The following is a 16,546-nucleotide window of genomic DNA, read 5'->3' on the forward strand; positions in this document are numbered from 1 at the left end:
TCCGCTCGCGGGGCCGGAGGCATCTCACGCCCGCGCCCGCTTCCGGCCCCACTTCGGCAGGCCGAGGGTGAGGAAGGCCTCCGCCTGCAACGCCGCGAGCCCGATCCGCGGCAGATCGCGGGTGTGCGGGAAGACCAGGAACCGCGGCACCCACTCCGGCTGGAACTTCGCGTTGAACTTGTACAGCGACTCGATCTGGAACCAGCGCGAGAGCAACACGAGCAGCCCCCGCCAGGCCCGCAACACCGGTCCCGCGCCGAGCCGTTCACCCCGGGCCAGGGCCGAGCGGAACATCGCGAAGTTGAGCGAGACCCGGCGTATGCCGAGCGCGGGCGCCGCTTGCAGGACGGCGACGATCAGCAGCTCGTTGAGGCCGGGGTCGGCGGCGCGGTCCCGGCGCATCAGTTCCAGTGAGATCCCCTCGGGGCCCCACGGCACGAAGTGCAGCACGGCCGCGAGGTCGTCGGTGTCAGCCGCCCCGCCGGTCCCGCCCTCTTCACCGTCCGGGGACCTGTGCGCGGTGACCACCACACAGCCGGTGTCCCGCGCGTCACCGAAGCGGCCAAGAGCGGTGGAGAACCCCCGCTCGATGTCGGTGCCGCGCCAGCGGGCCGAGGCGTCCGCGATCCGCGCCCGCTCCGCTTCGTCGAGGTCGCAGACCCGGCGGACCTGGCAGAAATAGCCGGCCCGTTCGACGCGTTTGACCATCTGGCGCACATTGCGCATGGCCCGCCCGCTCAGCGAGAAGTCGGCCGTGTGCACGACCGCCTCGTCACCCAACTCCAGGGCGTCCATGCCCGTTTCGCGCGTCCACACCTCGCCGCCCGTCTCGCCGCACCCGATCACCGCGGGCACCCAGGCGTGCCGCCCGGCCTCGTCCATGAACGCCTTGACCGCCCCGGGCCAGGCCTCGACGTCGCCGATGGGGTCGCCGGAGGCGAGCATCACACCCGACTCGACGCGGTAGGCGATGGCGGCCTTGCCGGTCGGCGAGAACAGCACGCTCTTGTCGCGCCGCAGCGCGAAGTACCCCAGCGAGTCGCGCGCCCCGTGCCGCTCCAGCAGCCGACGCACCCGCGCCTCGTCCTCGGCGGAGAGCTCCGCCAACGGCTTCTCGGGCCGCAGGAACAGGTAGGAGGTGGTCAGCAGCGTGATCAGACCGAGCGCGCCGAGCGAGTAGCCGACCAGATCCCCGACCCGGTCCGAGGTGTAGCGCACCGGCCCCTCGACCCCGACGAGCCCGTACGCGGTGTGCCGCAGTCGCTCTGCCAGGGAGGGCGAGCCGGCCTCGTAGTGCGGGTGCACGTTGGTGATCAGCAGCCCCAGGATGAGGGATGCGCCTCCCACCGCGAGGAAGTTCAGCAGTGCCCGCCAGCGGGTCCGCGGGTCGGACAGCGCGTAGAACTCCCGTCGGTACAGCAGCATGACGAGGAGCAGCGCGAACGACAGCATGCCGGCGGCCGTGGTGTGCCAACGCAGCAAGTGCAGCAGCCCGCCCACCGGCAGCAGCACCACCACCGCGCGCCAGGCGCGCCGCTTGCGGCGACGCAGCGCATGCGCCAGCAGCATGAGCAGCACGCCCACCATCAGTGAGCCGACCGCGGCCACCGTGGTGGTCCCGCCGGGCAGTTGACCGGCAAGCAGGCGCACCCGGTTGTGGCGGAAGCCCGGGAAGACGGCCGCCGCGAGGTCGATCAGCCCGATCAGCAGACAGGCGTACGCGGCGAGGGCGGGAACGCGCGGCCGGGACGCGGGGGTCGCCCGGTCACGGAGCGTGCGCGGCGCCGGGCGACGGCTCGTGGCCGAACCCGGGTGCGGGGGTGCTGGAATGTCCATAGAGCGCGAATCTAAAGCGGGCTCCGGAGATTTTCCTCATCCTGAAGAATGAGATCCCATCGGAGTTAAGAGGCGCTTTAGCGGGGTGAAATATAAGGGGCGTGCATGCGAGGGTTTAGCGCCCGGGTTTAGCCTTCTTCTCGCAGGTGGGGGCAGTTGGAGCTGTACTTGCGGGGAGGGATCGCGACGATGCGTTTTCTGCTCCCCGGCTTTTCCGTACACCCTCCGTATTCCGTCCCCGCATTCGGCGAGAAGTCGCTGACCGCTGCGCAACATGAGGAGTGTGGGAGAAGTGTCAGGGTCCGGATCCGGCGGCATGTACCTTCCCGTGTCAACGGCCCAGCGCGAGATGTGGCTGGCCGAGCAGGTCGATCCGACCGCTCCGCAGCAGCGCATCGGTGAATACCTGGAAATCCACGGGCCCGTCGACCGGCGGGTCTTCGAGACGGCGGTGCGGCAGACCGTCGCGGAGGCCGTCCCGATGCACGCCCGGTTCGTCGAAGAGGACGGTGAACCCCGCCAGCGCGTCGTCCCCTTCACCGACTGGGAGTTCCCGGTCCTCGACGTCACCGGCGAGCCGGACCCCGCGGCCGCCGCGCGGGCCTGGATGCGGGCCGATCTGTCCCGCCGGATGGACCTCTCCCGGGGGCCGCTCTTCTCGTACGCGCTGTTCACCCTCGGGCCGGACCGCAGCTTCTGGTACCTCAGCGCCCACCACGCGGTCGCGGACGGGCACACGGGAGCGCTCATCGCCCAGCGGGTGTCCGAGCTGTACGCCGCCATGACCGAGGGACTCCCCCTGCCGGACGGCCCGTTCGGCGACATCCGGGAGATGCTGACGGACGACGCGGACTACCAGGCCTCCGACCGGGGCGCGGCGGACCGGGCGTACTGGACGACCCGGTTCGCGGACGGACCGGACGTCGCCACCCTCGCCTCCGGGCCGGCCGGCGGGCCCGCCGCGCAGGGACAGATCAGCCACACCGGCAGCCTCTCCGCGGCCGAGACCGAGGGGCTCAAGGCCGCCGCCCGCGCGGCCCGCACCCACTGGTCCGTCCTGGTGATCGCCGCCGCGGCCGCCCAGGTCCACCGGATCTCCGGCGAGCAGGACGTCATCCTGAGCCTGCCGATGGCCGCCCGCACCGACGCCGCGGCGCGCGCCATGCCCGGGATGTACTCCAACGTCCTGCCCCTGCGCGTCACGGTCCGCCCCGACCTCACGGCGTACGGGCTCATCCGTGAAGTCGCCGGTGGATTCCGGCAGATGATCCGCCACCAGCGGCACCGGGGCGAGCACCTGGGGCGCGACCTCGGCCTGCCGGACACCGGACGCTACCGGACCGGTCCCATGGTCAACATCATGGCCTTCGACTACGACGTGCACTTCGCCGGGCTGCCCGCCACCGCCCACCACCTGACGCAGGGGCTCGTCGAGGACCTGTCGTTCACCGCCTTCGACCGCGCGGACGGCCGGGGGCTGCGCATCGACCTCGTCGCCAACCCGGCCCGCTACGGCGCCGACGAGTCGGCCGCGCACCACGCGCGCTTCCTGCGCGTCCTGCGCGCCTTCATCGCGGACCGGGACGTGCCGGTCGGCTCCGTCGAGCTGCTCACCGAGGGCGAGCAGGTCCGGCTGCTCACCGAGCTCGGCGGCCCCGAGCACAAATACCCGGAAGCCACCCTTCCGGAGCTGTTCGCCCGGCAGGCCGCGGACACCCCGCACCTGCCGGCCGTCGTCTCGGCGGAGACCACCCTGACCTACCGGGAGCTGGACAGCGCCTCGAACCGGCTCGCCCGGCTCCTCATCGCGCGGGGCGTCGGGCCCGAGCGGATCGTCGCCCTCGCGCTGCCCCGCTCGGCCGGCCTCGCCGCCGCCGTCCTCGCCGTCCTCAAGGCGGGCGGCTGCTACCTGCCCGTCGATCCCGAATACCCGGCCGAGCGCCTCGCGTTCATGCTGGACGACACCGCGCCCGCCGTCGTACTGACCACCGCGGACACGGCCCGGCGGCTGCCGGACACCGACGCCCCCCGCCTGCTCCTCGACGCGCCCGACACCGTACGGGAGCTGGCGGGCCTGGCCGACACGGCGATCGACGACGAGCAGCGGCCGGGCCGGCTCGACCCGGCGCATCCCGTGTACGTCATCTATACCTCGGGCACCACCGGCCGGCCCAAGGGCGTGGTGATGCCCGGGCAGGCGATGGTCAACCTCCTGTCGTGGCACGACGAGGCCTTCCACTCGGCCGCCGGGACCAGGATCGCCCAGTTCACCGCGCTGAGCTTCGACGTGTCCGTACAGGAGATCCTGTCCGCGGTGCTGTTCGGCAAGACCCTGGTGGTGCCCGCCGACGAGGTCCGGCGCAACCCCGAGCTGCTCGCCGCCTGGCTCGACGAGGAGCGCGTGAACGAGCTCTTCGCCCCCAACCTCGTCCTTGAGGCCCTGTGCGAGGCGGCCCTCGACCAGGGACGGACCATCCCGTCACTGCGGCTCCTGGCGCAGGGCGGCGAAGCGCTCACCCCGAGCCACCGGGTGCGCGAGTTCGTGCACGGCCAGGCCGGGCGCCGCCTGCACAATCACTACGGCCCGAGCGAGACCCACCTGGTGACGGCCCACACCATGGCGGCGGACGTCGATGCCTGGCCGGCCGCCGCCCCGATCGGCCGGCCGATCCCGAACATCAGGGCGTACGTCCTCGACGCCGGGCTGCGCCTGGTTCCGGAGGGGGCGCGGGGCGAGCTGTACCTCGCCGGGGCCGGGGTGGCCCGGGGCTACCTCAACCGCCCCGGACTCACCGCCGTACGGTTCGTCGCCGACCCGTACGGGCCGCCGGGAAGCCGGATGTACCGCACCGGGGACGTGGTCCGCTGGATGCCCGACGGGCAGCTGGAGTACCACGGCCGGTCCGACGACCAGATCAAGATCCGTGGCTTCCGGATCGAGCCCGGCGAGATCAAGGCGGCCCTCGCCGCCTGCCCCGGCATCGTCCACGCCGAGGTGGTCGCCCGCGAGGTCCGGCCCGGGGACAAGCGGCTCGTCGGGTACGTCGTGCCCGGGACGCCGGGCTGCGACACGGACGCGGTCCGCGCGTTCGTCCGGGGCAGGCTGCCGGCCCACATGGTGCCCTCGGCCGTCGTCGAGCTGGCGGAGCTCCCGCTCACGCCGAACGGGAAGCTGGACCGCCGGGCGCTGCCCGAACCGCGTCTCTCCGGCGCCGCACCGGCCCGCGAACCGGCCACCGAGCAGGAACGCGTGCTGTGCGCCCTCTTCGCCCAGGTACTGGACTTGCCCGCGGTCGGCGTCGACGAGAACTTCTTCGACCTCGGCGGGCACTCCCTTCTCGCCGCCCGCCTCGTCGCGCGGATCCGGGCCGCCCTCGGCACACCGCTGGAGGTGCACGCCCTGTTCGAGTCCCCGAGCCCGGCCGGGCTCGCACGGCGGATCGCCGACCCGTCGTCCGGCGCCGCGCCGCGGTCCCTGCTGCCGCTGCGCGCGGAGGGCTCCCGGCCCCCGCTGTTCTGCGTCCATCCGGCCGCCGGAATGGGCTGGCCCTACGCGGGGCTCCTGCCGCACCTCGGTCCCGACCAGCCCGTGTACGCACTCCAGGCGCGCGGCCCCGGGGACGCGGCGGGCCTCCCGGCCACCGTCGAGGAGATGGCCGCCGACTACGTGGCGCAGATCCGGGCCGTCCGCCCCGAGGGCCCCTACCGGATACTCGGCTGGTCCTTCGGGGGTCTGGTGGCCCACGCCATGGCCACCCTCCTGGAGAGCGCGGGCGCGGCGGTCGACCTGCTCGTGATGGTGGACTCGTATCCGGTGGACGAACGGCTCCGGGCCGACATGCCCCGGTTCAGCGAGGACGAGTTCGACCGCTCCCTGCTCCAGTCGGCCGGCGACGACGAGTTCCCCCTCGGCGACGACCGGGCCCGCGCCGCGCTCCTCGACGTCTACCGCAACGACCTCGACCTGATGGCCGACTTCAGGCCCGGCAGGTTCCAGGGCGGCCTGCTCTTCTTCCGCGCCGCGGAGATCGACCCCGACGACCCGTACGAACCCGGTCGCGGCACGGCGGCCGCCTGGGCGGGCCACGTCGACGGCGCCGTCGCCTCCCACGACGTGCCGGCCACCCACCACCGCATGATGCGGCCCCCGGCCCTGGCGCGGATCGGCCCGGTCCTCGCCGCGCGGCTGCGGTCCGCCGACGCGTAACGGCCCGGCCCCCACCCACCCCACGCACAGGCGCCCCCCGAGGACCAGGAGGTCCACCCCCATGACATCCACCCCGACCCACCCCGAGACGGCGGACGTCGACGCCGAGCCGGCCGACGTACGGTCGCTGGCCCGCCGTGGCATCGAGGGCCGGACGGACTATCACGGCCCCCGGCTCCTGCGCAGGCTCGCCGAGGGGCAGCAGGGGGGCCCGTACGAGCACGTCGAGGTACGCCCCTCGGGGCCGCTGATCGGCGCCGAGATCCACGGCGTCGACCTGCGCACCCCGCTGAGCGACGAGGTGTTCGGCGAGCTCGACCGGGCCCTGCTCGAATGGAAGGTGCTGTTCTTCCGTGACCAGGACATCACCGCCGAGCAGCAGCGCGCCTTCGCCTCCCGGTGGGGCGCGGTCGACGGGCACCCGTTCCTGCCCCCGGGCACCGGCGAGGACGTCGTGCGACTGGAGAAGGGCACGCGGAACCCCGGCTTCGAGAACGTCTGGCACTACGACTTCCCCTGGATCGAGCGGCCCCCGCTGGGCGCCGTCCTGCGCATGGTGGAGCTGCCCCGAGGGGGCGGCGGCGACACCCTGTTCACGGACGCGGCCGCCGCGTACGACAACCTCCCCGACGAGGTGAAGGCGCGCATCGACGGGCTGAAGACGGTCAACGACTTCACCCCGTCGGCGAACTACCGCGAGCTGATGACCGACGAGCAGCGGGCGCACTTCCAGGGGGTCTACCCGCCGGTGGAGCACCCGCTGGTGCGCACCCACCCGAGGACCGGGCGCAAGACGCTGTTCCTGACGTCGATCTTCACCACGCACCTCGCGGGCCTGCCGGCCGACGAGAGCGAGGAACTGCTCTCGTACCTCTTCCACCAGCTGGAGTACCCCGAGTACCAGGTGCGCTTCCGCTGGGAGGCGAAGTCCGTCGCCTTCTGGGACAACCGGGCCGTGCAGCACTACGCGACCTCGGACTACCACCCGGAGCGCCGGGTGGCGGACCGGACCGCCATCGCCGGAGATCGGCCGTTCTGACATGACCTCCGAGAAGACCTCTGACATGACCTCTGACATGACCTTTGGCACGACCTTCGGCACGACCGGATCCCTTGCCGTGGTCAGCGGCGGCACCCGGGGCATCGGCCTCGCCCTCAGCTTGCGCCTCGCGCACCTCGGCCACCGGGTGGCCGCCCTCTACCGCGGCGACCACCAGGCCGCGCGGGAGGCGGCCGCGCTCGGCGCGGGCCGGATCGAGACCCACCAGGTCGACATGACCCGCCCCGACGAGGTGCGTGCCGTGTCCGAACGGCTGCTCGCCGAGCACGGCGCGCCCGAGGTGCTGGTGAACAACGCCGGGATCAACCGGGACCGGCCGTTCCTGGAACTCAGCGACGAGGACTGGGACCAGGTCCTGGCGACCAACCTGTCCGGACCGTTCCACCTGACCCGGGCCCTCGCCCCGGCGATGGTGGCGGCGGGCCGCGGCGCGATCGTCAACGTCGGCGCGACCACCGGCATCCGTCCGCGGGCCAACGGGGTCAACTACTGCGCCAGCAAGGCTGGTCTGCTGCACTTCACCCGGTGCCTGGCGCTGGAACTGGCCCCCACGATCCGGGTCAACTCGCTCGTCCCCGGGTTCACCGACACTCCGGAGGTGGTCGAACGGTACGGGCTGGAAGACCCCGTCCGGCGGGCCGAGGTGCTCGGGCAGATCCCGCTGCGCTCCCTGGGCACCGTAGAGGACATCGCCGACGCGCTGGAGTTCCTCGTCGGCCGCCCGGGCCGCTACGTCACGGGGCAGCAACTGATCATCGACGGCGGCAACTTCATGGGCTGAGCAGTCGGCCAGCCGCACCCCGCACCGCCGCCCACCGTCACACGAAGGAACATCATGCGTCTCAGTGAAGAACAAATCGCCCGGTACCACGAGGACGGATTCCTCTTCGTGGAGTCCGCGCTGGACGAACGGGAAATGGACCGGCTGCGGGCCGCCTTCCAGCGCGACTGCGACGTCCGCGGTCCGCAGGTCATCAGGGAGGAGTCCGGGGACGAGGTGCGCGCGGTGTACGCCTCCCACCACCGGCAGCCCGAATACGCCGGGCTGATCCGCGACCCCCGCGTGCTCGGGCCGGTGCGGCAGCTGCTCACGGACGACGTGTACGTGTACCAGTTCAAGATCAACGCGAAGCCGGCGTTCGGCGGCGAGAAGTGGTCCTGGCACCAGGACTACGTCGCCTGGCGCATCGCCGACCAGCTGCCCGCCCCGCTCCAGGTCAACGTCGGTGTCTTCCTCGACGCCGTCGACGAGTTCAACGGCCCCGTGATCTTCCTGCCCGGATCGCACCGCTCCGGCCTGGTGCGCGACAGCCGCACGGCCGAGGCCAGGTCCGCCCAGCACCTGGACCCGGACGACATCGCGCTGACCCCCGACCAGCTGTCCGCGCTGGTCGCCGAGCGCGGCATGGTCAGCCCCAAGGGCCCGGCCGGCTCCCTCGTCTTCTTCTCGCCCGAGATCGTGCACGGCTCGGCGCCCAACATGTCGCCCTTCCCGCGCCGCCTGCTCATCACCACCTACAACGACACGGCCAACCTGCCGAGCTGGCCCGGCGAACCGCGGCCCGACTACGTCGTGTGCCGGGACACCGAGGCCCTGCGCGTCCTCGACGCCCCCTTCCTCGACGCCCTCGAAGGGGTGTCGGCGTGATGCGCGGCAAGGCAGTCGTCCTGGAGGAGTTCGGCCGGCCGCTCGCGCTGCGGGAGTACGAGGTCCCGGCCGCCCCGGCCGGGGGCATGCTCGTCGCCTGCCGCCACGGCGGCATCTGCGGCACCGATCTCCACCTCCAGCAGGGTCATCTGCCGATCCCCACCCCGCTGGTCCTCGGCCACGAAGGCCTCGGCACCGTACACGAGCTCGGCCCGGACGCCCCCGCGCACGATGCCACGGGAGCCGCACTGCGCGCCGGCGACACCGTGATGTGGGCTTCCTCGATCGCCTGCGGCTCCTGCGTGCCGTGCCGGCTCCACCGCGAGCCGACCCTGTGCGAGAACCGCCGCACCTACGGGGTCAATCGCTCCACCACCGAGGGCCCCGAACTATCGGGTGCCTGGGCCGAGTTCATCGTGCTGCAGGCCGGTACCACCGTCGTGAAGCTCGACGACGGCATCGACCCGCTCGCGGCCATGTCCCTGGCCTGCGCGGGGCCGACCGTCGTGCACGCCCTCCACGAGCGGCGGCCGGTGCGCCTCGGTGAGACGGTCGTGGTCCAGGGCAGCGGCCCGGTGGGCCTCGCGGCCGCCGCGTTCGCGCAGCTGGCCGGGGCCGCCAAGGTCATCCTCGTGGGCGGCCCCGACAGCCGCCTGGCCCTCGCGGCCGCCGCCGGGATCGGTGACGTCCACCTCGACATCACCGCGCCCGGTGGCGCCGAGGCCGTCCTGGAGCGGGTCCGCGCGGAGACCGGAGGCGCCGGGGCCGACCTCGTCATCGAGTGCGCGGGCGTGCCCGCGGCCGTCGCGCAGGGCCTCACCATGGCCCGCCGCGGCGGCTCGTACCTGGTCATCGGCCAGTACACGGACGCGGGGGACACCCTGCTCAACCCGCACCAGATCGTGTACCGGCAGCTCGACGTCGTCGGATCCTGGGCGTTCACCGGCGCGCACCTCGTCGAGTACGTACGTCTGCTGCCCGCCCTCACGGCCCGCTTCGACCTGGCCAGCCTGGTGTCGTCCTATCCGCTGGACGACCACGAGGCCGCGCTCGCGGCCGTGGCGGACGGTTCGGTGATGAAGGCGGTCCTCACGAACCGGTAGCAGGTGAGCGAGAGGTGTCGCGCGTGCGGAGCCGCCGGATCCCATCCGGCGGCTCCGCACTAGTGTGAGACCGTCATCGGGACGGCGTCGGTCTTCCCGGTGGCGGCTCCGGCCCCGGCGCCCTGGGACCCCGTACCGCCGTTCTGCCGCCCCGCGTTGATGAGGGTGAAGGCCACGGCCGCGGCCGCGACGAGGATGCCGACCGCCCACCAGATCGCGGTGGCATAGCCGTGCACGGCCGCCGCGTCGGCCAGCCTGGCCCGGTCGGCGGCCGAACGGGCGTGCTCGGCCATCCAGTCGGTGGTGGCACCCGCCGCGATGGTGTTCAGCAGGGCGGTGCCGATGGAGCCGCCGACCTGCTGGGAGGTACTGACCAGGGCGGACGCCACACCGGCGTCCTGCGGCCGCACACTGCGGGTGGCCAGGCTCATCGCGGGCATGAACGCCGTGCCCATGCCGAGGCCGAGGAGCACCTGCGCGGGCAGGATCACCCCGGCGTACGAGCTGTCGACCTTGATCTGGGTGAGCAGCGCGATGCCGAGTGCCGAGGTCAGGAAGCCCGGACCCATCAGGAGCCGCGGTGGCAGGCGGGTCATCAGCCGGCTGCCGATCTGCGTCGACCCGATCACCATGCCGACGATCATGGGCAGGAAGGCGAATCCGGTGAGGACCGGCGTGTACCCCTTCACGACCTGGAGGTAGTAGGTCAGGAACAGGAAGAGCCCGAACATGCCGATGACGGCCAGCCCCAGGGAGAGGTAGATGCCGCCCCGGTTGCGTTCGGTCACCACCCGCAGCGGGAGCAGCGGGGCCGCGACCTTGCTCTCGACCAGGACGAACGTGCCGAGCAGCACCACCGAGGCGATGAAGAGCGCGACGGTGACGGGGGCGGTCCAGCCGTCGGACTCGGCGCGGGTGAACCCGTACACCAGTGACAGCAGGCCGAAGGTGGCGAGGACGAGCCCGGGGAGGTCCAGGCGGCCGGTCTTGCGGGCACCGGCGGGCTCGCGCATCACGGTGACGGCGCCGAACGCGGCCGCGATGGCGAACGGAATGTTGACGAACAGCGCCCAGCGCCAGTTCAGGTACTCGGTCAGTGCGCCGCCCATGATCAGGCCGACGGCGCCGCCGGCACCGGAGATCGCGCTGTAGATCCCGAACGCCTTGGCCCGCTCCCCGGGTTCGGTGAAGGTGACCGCGAGCAGCGAGAGCGCGGCCGGGGCGAGCAGCGCGCCGAACACGCCCTGCAGGGCGCGGGCGCCGAGCAGCATCCCGGGGTTGACCGCGAGGCCGCCCAGTGCGGACGCGCCGGCGAAGCCGAGCAGGCCGATGATGAACGCGCGTCTGCGGCCGGTGAGGTCGCTGATGCGCCCGCCGAAGAGCAGCAGGCTGCCGAAGGCCAGCGAGTAGGCGGTGATCACCCATTGCCGGTTGCCGTCGGAGATGCCGAGGTCGTGCTGGGCCGAAGGCAGGGCGATGTTCACGATGGTCGTGTCGAGCACGACCATCAACTGGGCGAGGCCTATGAATAACAGCGCTTTCCAGCGCTGCGGGTCCGACTGAGGAGTTGCGTGCATGACGTCTTTCGGTTGACCGGGCGGCCGGGGTGGGCAGGGTGGGCGGGGCTGCTCAGGGAGCGTGGTTCAGCGAGGGCAGCAGGGCGGGCAGGAGTTCGGCGAGTACGTCGACCGCGGCGTCCAGCACTTCATCGCTGCCGGGTCCGCCCGTGGCGGTCCGGGCGAGGACGCCCTCGCGGGAGGCGAGCAGGAAGGTGGCGAGGCTCTGCGCGCCGGCACTCTTGCCGTTGCGCTCCAGCAGGAGCGCGAGGGCTCCGGTGACGGCCTTGTCGTGCTCGTGGAGCCGCGCGCTGAGCTCCGGGCTGCGGGCCGCGTCGAGCCGGAACTCCAGGAAGAGCAGGATCCAGCCCCGCTCGTCTGGATCCACCGCCAGGAGCAGTTCCCCGATCCGGCGGGCCGACCCCGGGGCCGGTGCGTGCAGCAGGCTCTCCAACTGGTCGAGCCGGTGTGCGGAATGACGGTCGAAGAGCGCGAGGACGAGGTCCTGCTTGCTCTCGAAGCTGGAGTAGAACGCACCCCGGGTGTACCCCGCGGCCGCGCACACGTCCTCGATGGTGGTCTTCGCGTACCCCCGCTCGACCAGCACGCGCCCGGCGGCGTCGAGCAGTCGCGCACGGGTGTGGACGCGTCGGCGGGGCGGCCGATCGGAATCGGTGGAAGCAGTCTGGGAGGGAGCCACGCGGGAACGATACAACATGTATTTAATACATGGTGTATCGAACTCTCCGGACGTCACGCCGCCATGACTGGTGCTCAGGTCCGGACCAGGACCCGCCGTATCATTCGGTGATCATCACGGCATGGGGGACGGGGCGACGCGTGAGTGCGTACACGGGCGGAAGTGGCTACGAAAACAGACCCGTTGGCGGGCGGCGGCGGGGGTGCGTCGGGTTCCTGTTGCTGCCGGTGCACCTCGCGGGGCGGGTGCACCGGCCGACGCGGGCCGACCGGCTGGTGGACCAGGCCATCGAGCGGGCCCAGATCGCCCGTTCGCTCATCGGGCTCGGCGCCACCTTCTGGCTGCTCTACTCCTACCCCGTCCAGGAGTCGGCCAAGGGGCTGATGGAGGACCGGCTGGTCGAACTGATCATCAGCGCGGGCCTGTTGCTGGTGCTCGCCCCGCTCATGATCGGGGCCTTCGTGTTCTCCGCGCGCCCGCCGGGCCCGGCCTTCTACCGGCGACGGCTGCGCGGACCGCTGCTCTCGCTGGGCGTGCTGCTCGCCACCGCCGTCGCGTTCTGGGCCGGGGTGCTCCAACAGGGCTACACGAACACGCTGTTCGGGGCCGGGGCGCTCGGCATGCTGCTGACGCCGGTCCTCGGCTTCCTCGCCCTCTTCTCCCTCCCCTTCACCCTCGCGTCGGCGGCGCTCTGCGTGCACCACGCCTTCCGCACCGCCGACGTCCACGAGGTGCTGCCGCCGCTGATATCACCCGTGCTCGTGTGGGCGCTGGCGATCGTGCAGGTCTTCGACAAGGGGCCCGTCGACGCCCCGCTCCCGGTCCGGATCCTCTTCCTGCTCGGGCCGCCGCTGTCCGTGACCGCCCTGTCCGGCTGGGAACTTCGCCGGCTGCGGGTGCGGTACGGGATCACCCTGCGCGCGGCCCTGGGGCGTCCGGTGTCCGGCGTCAGCTCGCGGTCGGGTGCCGCCGGACGAGGGTGAACACCGCGCCCTCCGGGTCCGCGACCAGTGCGAGGCGGCCGAGCGCGGCGTCGTGGGGCGCGTCGAGCACCCGGCCGCCCAGTTCCACGACCCGCGCCGCCGCCGCGTCCGGGTCGGCCACCGCGAAGAAGGTCATCCAGTGCGCGCCGCGCTCGTGCGGCAGCGCGCGGCCGACCCCGTGCACCGCGGCGACCGGGCTGCCCTCCAGGTGCAGGGTCAGGTGGTCGAAGTCGGGCTCTTCCGCGGCCTCGCAGTCGTGGCCGAACACCGTCTCGTAGAACTTGCCGACGGTCGTGGTGTCCTGAGTGATCAGCTCGTTCCACACGGGGGTGCCGGCGGGCCCGGCCAGCCCGGTGCCCATGTGGCCCTCGGCCTGCCAGATGCCGAAGATCGCACCCGCCGGGTCCGAGCAGATCGCGACCCGGCCCGCGGCGCCCGCGTCGAGCGGGCCGACCGCGACGGTGCCGCCACAGGCGCGGATGGCCTCCGCCGTCGCGTCGGCGTCATCGGTGGCGAGGTACGTCGTCCAGGCCACCGGGAGCTGACGGTCGCGCGGCATCTCACCGATGCCCGCCACCTCGACGCCGTCCAGCAGGGCCCGGACGTACGGGCCGAGCTGCGCGGGGCCCGGAGCGTACTCCCAGCCGAACAGATCGGCGTAGAAGTCCTCGGTCGTGCCGAGGCCGTGCACCATCAGGCTCACCCAGCACGGTGTGCCGGGAGTGCGCCGCGTCGCTCCCGCTGCCTCGGTCATGTCAGCCGTCTCCTCCGTCGTACCGCGCCCCGTGTCGGGGCTGATGCTTCCACCCCGGGAGCCCTCGCGCGCCCCGACCGGGCCGCTTTTCCGGGTGCCGCGACAGAGATGACCGAATCACTACGGCCCGTCGATGTCCGGCTTGTTACGTGGGCCGACCGGGTGGGGAGGAAGATGGCCCGCATGACTGTGAAGCCCGCGAAGTCCGCGAAGCCCGCGATCCTCTCCGTGTCCGAACTGACGGCCGAGCTGGCGGGAGGCCGGCCGCCGGTGCTCCTCGACGTCCGGTGGCAGCTCGGCGGCCCCGACCTGCGCGCCGCCTACGAATCCGGGCACCTGCCCGGTGCGGTGTACGTCGACCTCGATCACGAACTCGCAGGTCCCGCGGGGTCGGGTGGCCGCCACCCGCTCCCGGACCCGGAGGCCTTCGGGGCGGTCATGCGGCGGGCCGGGGTCTCGGCCCAGGCGCCCGTGGTCGTGTACGACGGCGGTCAGGGGTGGGCGGCGGCCCGCGCGTGGTGGCTGTTGCGCTGGACGGGTCACGGGGACGTCCGTGTCCTGGACGGGGGACTGGCCGCGTGGACGGCGGCCGGGGGTGCGGTGACGGCCGAGGCGGTGGCACCGGCCGAGGGTGATTTCAAGCCAAACCCGGGTGCGGAGGGCGGGGCCGGGCTCCTGGACGCCGACGGGGCGGCGGCGCTGGCCAGGGCCGGGGTGCTGCTGGATGCGCGGGCGGGGGAGCGGTACCGGGGGGACGTGGAGCCGATCGACCGGGTCGGCGGGCACATTCCGGGAGCGGTGTCGGCGCCGACCTCGGAGAACGTGGGGGCGGACGGGCTGTTCCTGGCCCCGGACGTGCTGCGGGAGCGCTTCGCGGGGCTGGGGGCCGGGGGGTCGGCGCCGGTGGGGGTCTACTGCGGGTCGGGGGTGTCCGGGGCGCACGAGGTGCTGGCGCTTGAGGTGGCGGGGATCGGGGCCGCGCTGTACGCGGGCAGCTGGTCGGAGTGGTCCTCCGACCCCACCCGCCCCGTCGCCACGGGCCCGACCCCCCAGTAGCCGCGCCCGGCCCCGGCCTCCGGCGACGCCTCAAACGCCGGCGGGGCTGGGGGTGGCCTCCGGTGACAGCCCAAGCGGCCCGGCTGCCTCTGCGGTGGCTGGGCCCGGTGGCCGCCGGCGCGGCTGGTGTTGCCTCCGGCGGCGCCTCAAACGCCGGCGGGGCTGGAAGTGGCTGGGGTAGCAGGGCGGCAGCGCCCGGTCCGGCCTCCGGCGGCGCCTCAATCGCCGGCGGGGCTGGAAGTGGCTGGGGTGGCGGGGCGGCAGCGCCCGGTCCGGCCTCCGGCGGCGCCTCAAACGCCGGCGGGGCTGGAGGTGTGGCGGGAGTTTTTAGCCTGCCCGGCGTTTGAGGGCCCGCCGGAGGCTGTACCGGCCGGGCGGGCGCAGGCGCTTCCGCCGTCTGCCCGGCGGCCCGGGCTGGGGGCTGCCTCTGGCGTCCGCCCGGCCGGAGGCCACGGGCGGCGGGTCGCTGGGGGCCGCCTCTGCCTGGTGGGGACGGGGGGCCCGGCCCCACCAGGGAGGTGGGTCACTCCTGCTTTTTGCGGCGGGTGCCGAAGACGATCTCGTCCCAGCTCGGGACGGCGGCGCGGCGGCCCGGGCGGACGCCGTCGGCTTCCGCCTGGCGGTCCGTGGTGCCGGTGAGGCGCTCCCGGTGACCCGCCACGGTGCGCGGCATCAGGACGTCCGCGTAAGCGGCACCCGCACTCGCCGACGCGGCCGGCGGCTGTTCCGCCACCGGCTCGTCCGGCTCCGGCGGTTCGGCCGCCGAGGGCCGCTCCGGTACGACCAGGTCGCCCCGGAAGCTCGGCACCGCCTCCAGCAGGCTGGTCAGCGAGTCCCGCTCCTCCTCCGGCTCCGGGGGCGGCGGGGGCGCGGGGCGCTCCAGCTGCCGGTCCAGGGCGCGGTCCAGCGGCCGGTCCCGCGGCAGCCGCGCGATCCTCGGCACGAACGGGAAGCTCGGCTCCGGCGTCGCGGGCAGGTCGTCGGACTCGCCGATCAGGGAGCGGGCCTCGTCGTCCACGGCCACGACCAGGCGGCGCGGGGGATCGTAGGTCCAGCTCGCGGAGTGCGGTTCGGCCGCCACCCGGTAGACGAGCAGGACTTCCCAGGTGCCGTCGTCGCGGCGCCACGAGTCCCACTGGACGGATTCCTTGTCGGCCCCGCGCAGCGTCAGCCGCTCTTGCACGGCCTCGCCGAGCTGGGGTCCGGTGTTCGTGTTCTCGCCGGGACGTCGCACGGAGGTCTTCCGGGCCCGCTCGGCCATGAACGCGCGCTCCGCGAGCACGGGGCCCTCGAAGCGGCGTACCCGGTCGACGGGGATGCCCGCGAGTTGAGCGACCTCCTCCGCGGAGGCACCGGCTCGTATCCGGGCCTGGATGTCGCGGGGGCGGAGGTGGCTCTCCACCTCGATCTCGATCTGGTTCAGACGCGCGCGGTCGTTGCGCACGGCTGCCCGCAGCCGCTCATCGATCGGAAGGGTGTACTCCGTGCTGTCCGCAGCTTTGAGCACCAGTCGTGTGCCGTCATTGGAGACGGCCACGACACGCAGTTCGGGCATGGGGACCTCCCGGGTGGTGCCTGCCGACGTCACGTGCGTCGCTGCTTCCGCTAGTCGAGTGTGGCCTGCCCGGGTGCAGCCTGCCACA

General features: G+C 73.1%; 12 protein-coding genes. 7 read left to right on the forward strand and 5 right to left on the reverse strand.

Going from position 1 to position 16,546, the window contains the following annotated elements; translation table 11 throughout:
• Positions 1-24 precede the first annotated feature (24 nt).
• A complete protein-coding gene (locus OHS33_RS27585; RefSeq protein WP_330333098.1) occupies positions 25-1,836 on the reverse strand; it encodes a phosphatidylglycerol lysyltransferase domain-containing protein in 1,812 nt (603 codons plus the stop codon).
• Between the two features lie 328 nt (positions 1,837-2,164).
• Here OHS33_RS27585 and OHS33_RS27590 point away from each other — a divergent pair, with 328 nt between their 5' ends.
• The 5 genes from OHS33_RS27590 to OHS33_RS27610 all read left to right on the forward strand — a co-directional run bounded on the left by OHS33_RS27590 (position 2,165) and on the right by OHS33_RS27610 (position 9,854).
• Positions 2,165-6,043 carry an amino acid adenylation domain-containing protein gene (locus OHS33_RS27590; protein WP_330333099.1) on the forward strand — a complete coding sequence of 1,293 codons (3,879 nt, stop codon included), beginning with the start codon at positions 2,165-2,167 and terminating at the stop codon, positions 6,041-6,043.
• A gap of 61 nt (positions 6,044-6,104) precedes the next feature.
• Positions 6,105-7,082: a TauD/TfdA dioxygenase family protein gene (locus OHS33_RS27595; RefSeq protein WP_330333100.1), complete on the forward strand. Its 978-nt coding sequence runs from the start codon at positions 6,105-6,107 to the stop codon at positions 7,080-7,082.
• Between the two features lie 25 nt (positions 7,083-7,107).
• Positions 7,108-7,884, forward strand: coding sequence for an SDR family NAD(P)-dependent oxidoreductase (locus OHS33_RS27600; protein ID WP_330333101.1), 777 nt, complete (start codon positions 7,108-7,110; stop codon positions 7,882-7,884).
• A gap of 54 nt (positions 7,885-7,938) precedes the next feature.
• On the forward strand, positions 7,939-8,751 hold the full coding sequence (locus OHS33_RS27605; RefSeq protein WP_330333102.1) for a phytanoyl-CoA dioxygenase family protein: 813 nt from the start codon (positions 7,939-7,941) through the stop codon (positions 8,749-8,751).
• Positions 8,751-9,854 carry a zinc-binding dehydrogenase gene (locus OHS33_RS27610; RefSeq protein WP_330333103.1) on the forward strand — a complete coding sequence of 368 codons (1,104 nt, stop codon included), beginning with the start codon at positions 8,751-8,753 and terminating at the stop codon, positions 9,852-9,854. The genes OHS33_RS27605 and OHS33_RS27610 overlap by 1 nt, the downstream gene beginning before the upstream one ends.
• A 59-nt stretch (positions 9,855-9,913) precedes the next feature.
• Here the strand turns inward: OHS33_RS27610 and OHS33_RS27615 are convergent, their stop codons facing one another.
• Together OHS33_RS27615 and OHS33_RS27620 are read right to left on the reverse strand one after the other, a co-directional pair.
• Positions 9,914-11,431: an MFS transporter gene (locus OHS33_RS27615; protein ID WP_330333104.1), complete on the reverse strand. Its 1,518-nt coding sequence runs from the start codon at positions 11,429-11,431 to the stop codon at positions 9,914-9,916.
• Positions 11,432-11,483: 52 nt separating this feature from the next.
• On the reverse strand, positions 11,484-12,110 hold the full coding sequence (locus OHS33_RS27620) for a TetR/AcrR family transcriptional regulator (protein ID WP_330333105.1): 627 nt from the start codon (positions 12,108-12,110) through the stop codon (positions 11,484-11,486).
• A gap of 218 nt (positions 12,111-12,328) precedes the next feature.
• Between OHS33_RS27620 and OHS33_RS27625 the strand changes: the two genes are divergently transcribed.
• The gene (locus tag OHS33_RS27625) at positions 12,329-13,093 is read left to right on the forward strand and encodes a hypothetical protein (protein WP_330333106.1); all 765 of its coding nucleotides are present in this window, start codon (positions 12,329-12,331) and stop codon (positions 13,091-13,093) included.
• On the opposite strand, the gene OHS33_RS27630 is transcribed toward OHS33_RS27625, so the two are convergent.
• Positions 13,059-13,847 carry a VOC family protein gene (locus tag OHS33_RS27630; protein ID WP_330333107.1) on the reverse strand — a complete coding sequence of 263 codons (789 nt, stop codon included), beginning with the start codon at positions 13,845-13,847 and terminating at the stop codon, positions 13,059-13,061. The two genes, OHS33_RS27625 and OHS33_RS27630, sit on opposite strands and share 35 nt — an antisense overlap.
• A gap of 183 nt (positions 13,848-14,030) precedes the next feature.
• Here OHS33_RS27630 and OHS33_RS27635 point away from each other — a divergent pair, with 183 nt between their 5' ends.
• Entirely contained in the window at positions 14,031-14,903 is an 873-nt protein-coding gene (locus tag OHS33_RS27635; protein WP_330333108.1) for a sulfurtransferase, read from the forward strand.
• A gap of 523 nt (positions 14,904-15,426) precedes the next feature.
• Here the strand turns inward: OHS33_RS27635 and sepH are convergent.
• Entirely contained in the window at positions 15,427-16,458 is a 1,032-nt protein-coding gene (sepH, locus tag OHS33_RS27640) for a septation protein SepH (RefSeq protein ID WP_330333109.1), read from the reverse strand.
• Between the last annotated feature and the right edge of the window lie 88 nt (positions 16,459-16,546).

It is taken from the genome of Streptomyces sp. NBC_00536 (assembly GCF_036346295.1).
In the GTDB taxonomy this organism is placed as follows: domain Bacteria; phylum Actinomycetota; class Actinomycetes; order Streptomycetales; family Streptomycetaceae; genus Streptomyces.

What these genes read in the sequence shown, in the direction of transcription:
- OHS33_RS27585 (WP_330333098.1), bottom strand. Translation starts at nt 1,836, where the DNA reads ATGGACATTCCAGCACCCCCGCACCCGGGTTCGGCCACGAGCCGTCGC.
- OHS33_RS27595 (WP_330333100.1), top strand. Translation starts at nt 6,105, where the DNA reads ATGACATCCACCCCGACCCACCCCGAGACGGCGGACGTCGACGCCGAG.
- OHS33_RS27600 (WP_330333101.1), top strand. Translation starts at nt 7,108, where the DNA reads ATGACCTCTGACATGACCTTTGGCACGACCTTCGGCACGACCGGATCC.
- OHS33_RS27605 (WP_330333102.1), top strand. Translation starts at nt 7,939, where the DNA reads ATGCGTCTCAGTGAAGAACAAATCGCCCGGTACCACGAGGACGGATTC.
- OHS33_RS27610 (WP_330333103.1), top strand. Translation starts at nt 8,751, where the DNA reads ATGCGCGGCAAGGCAGTCGTCCTGGAGGAGTTCGGCCGGCCGCTCGCG.
- OHS33_RS27615 (WP_330333104.1), bottom strand. Translation starts at nt 11,431, where the DNA reads ATGCACGCAACTCCTCAGTCGGACCCGCAGCGCTGGAAAGCGCTGTTA.
- OHS33_RS27630 (WP_330333107.1), bottom strand. Translation starts at nt 13,847, where the DNA reads ATGACCGAGGCAGCGGGAGCGACGCGGCGCACTCCCGGCACACCGTGC.
- OHS33_RS27635 (WP_330333108.1), top strand. Translation starts at nt 14,031, where the DNA reads ATGACTGTGAAGCCCGCGAAGTCCGCGAAGCCCGCGATCCTCTCCGTG.
- sepH (WP_330333109.1), bottom strand. Translation starts at nt 16,458, where the DNA reads ATGCCCGAACTGCGTGTCGTGGCCGTCTCCAATGACGGCACACGACTG.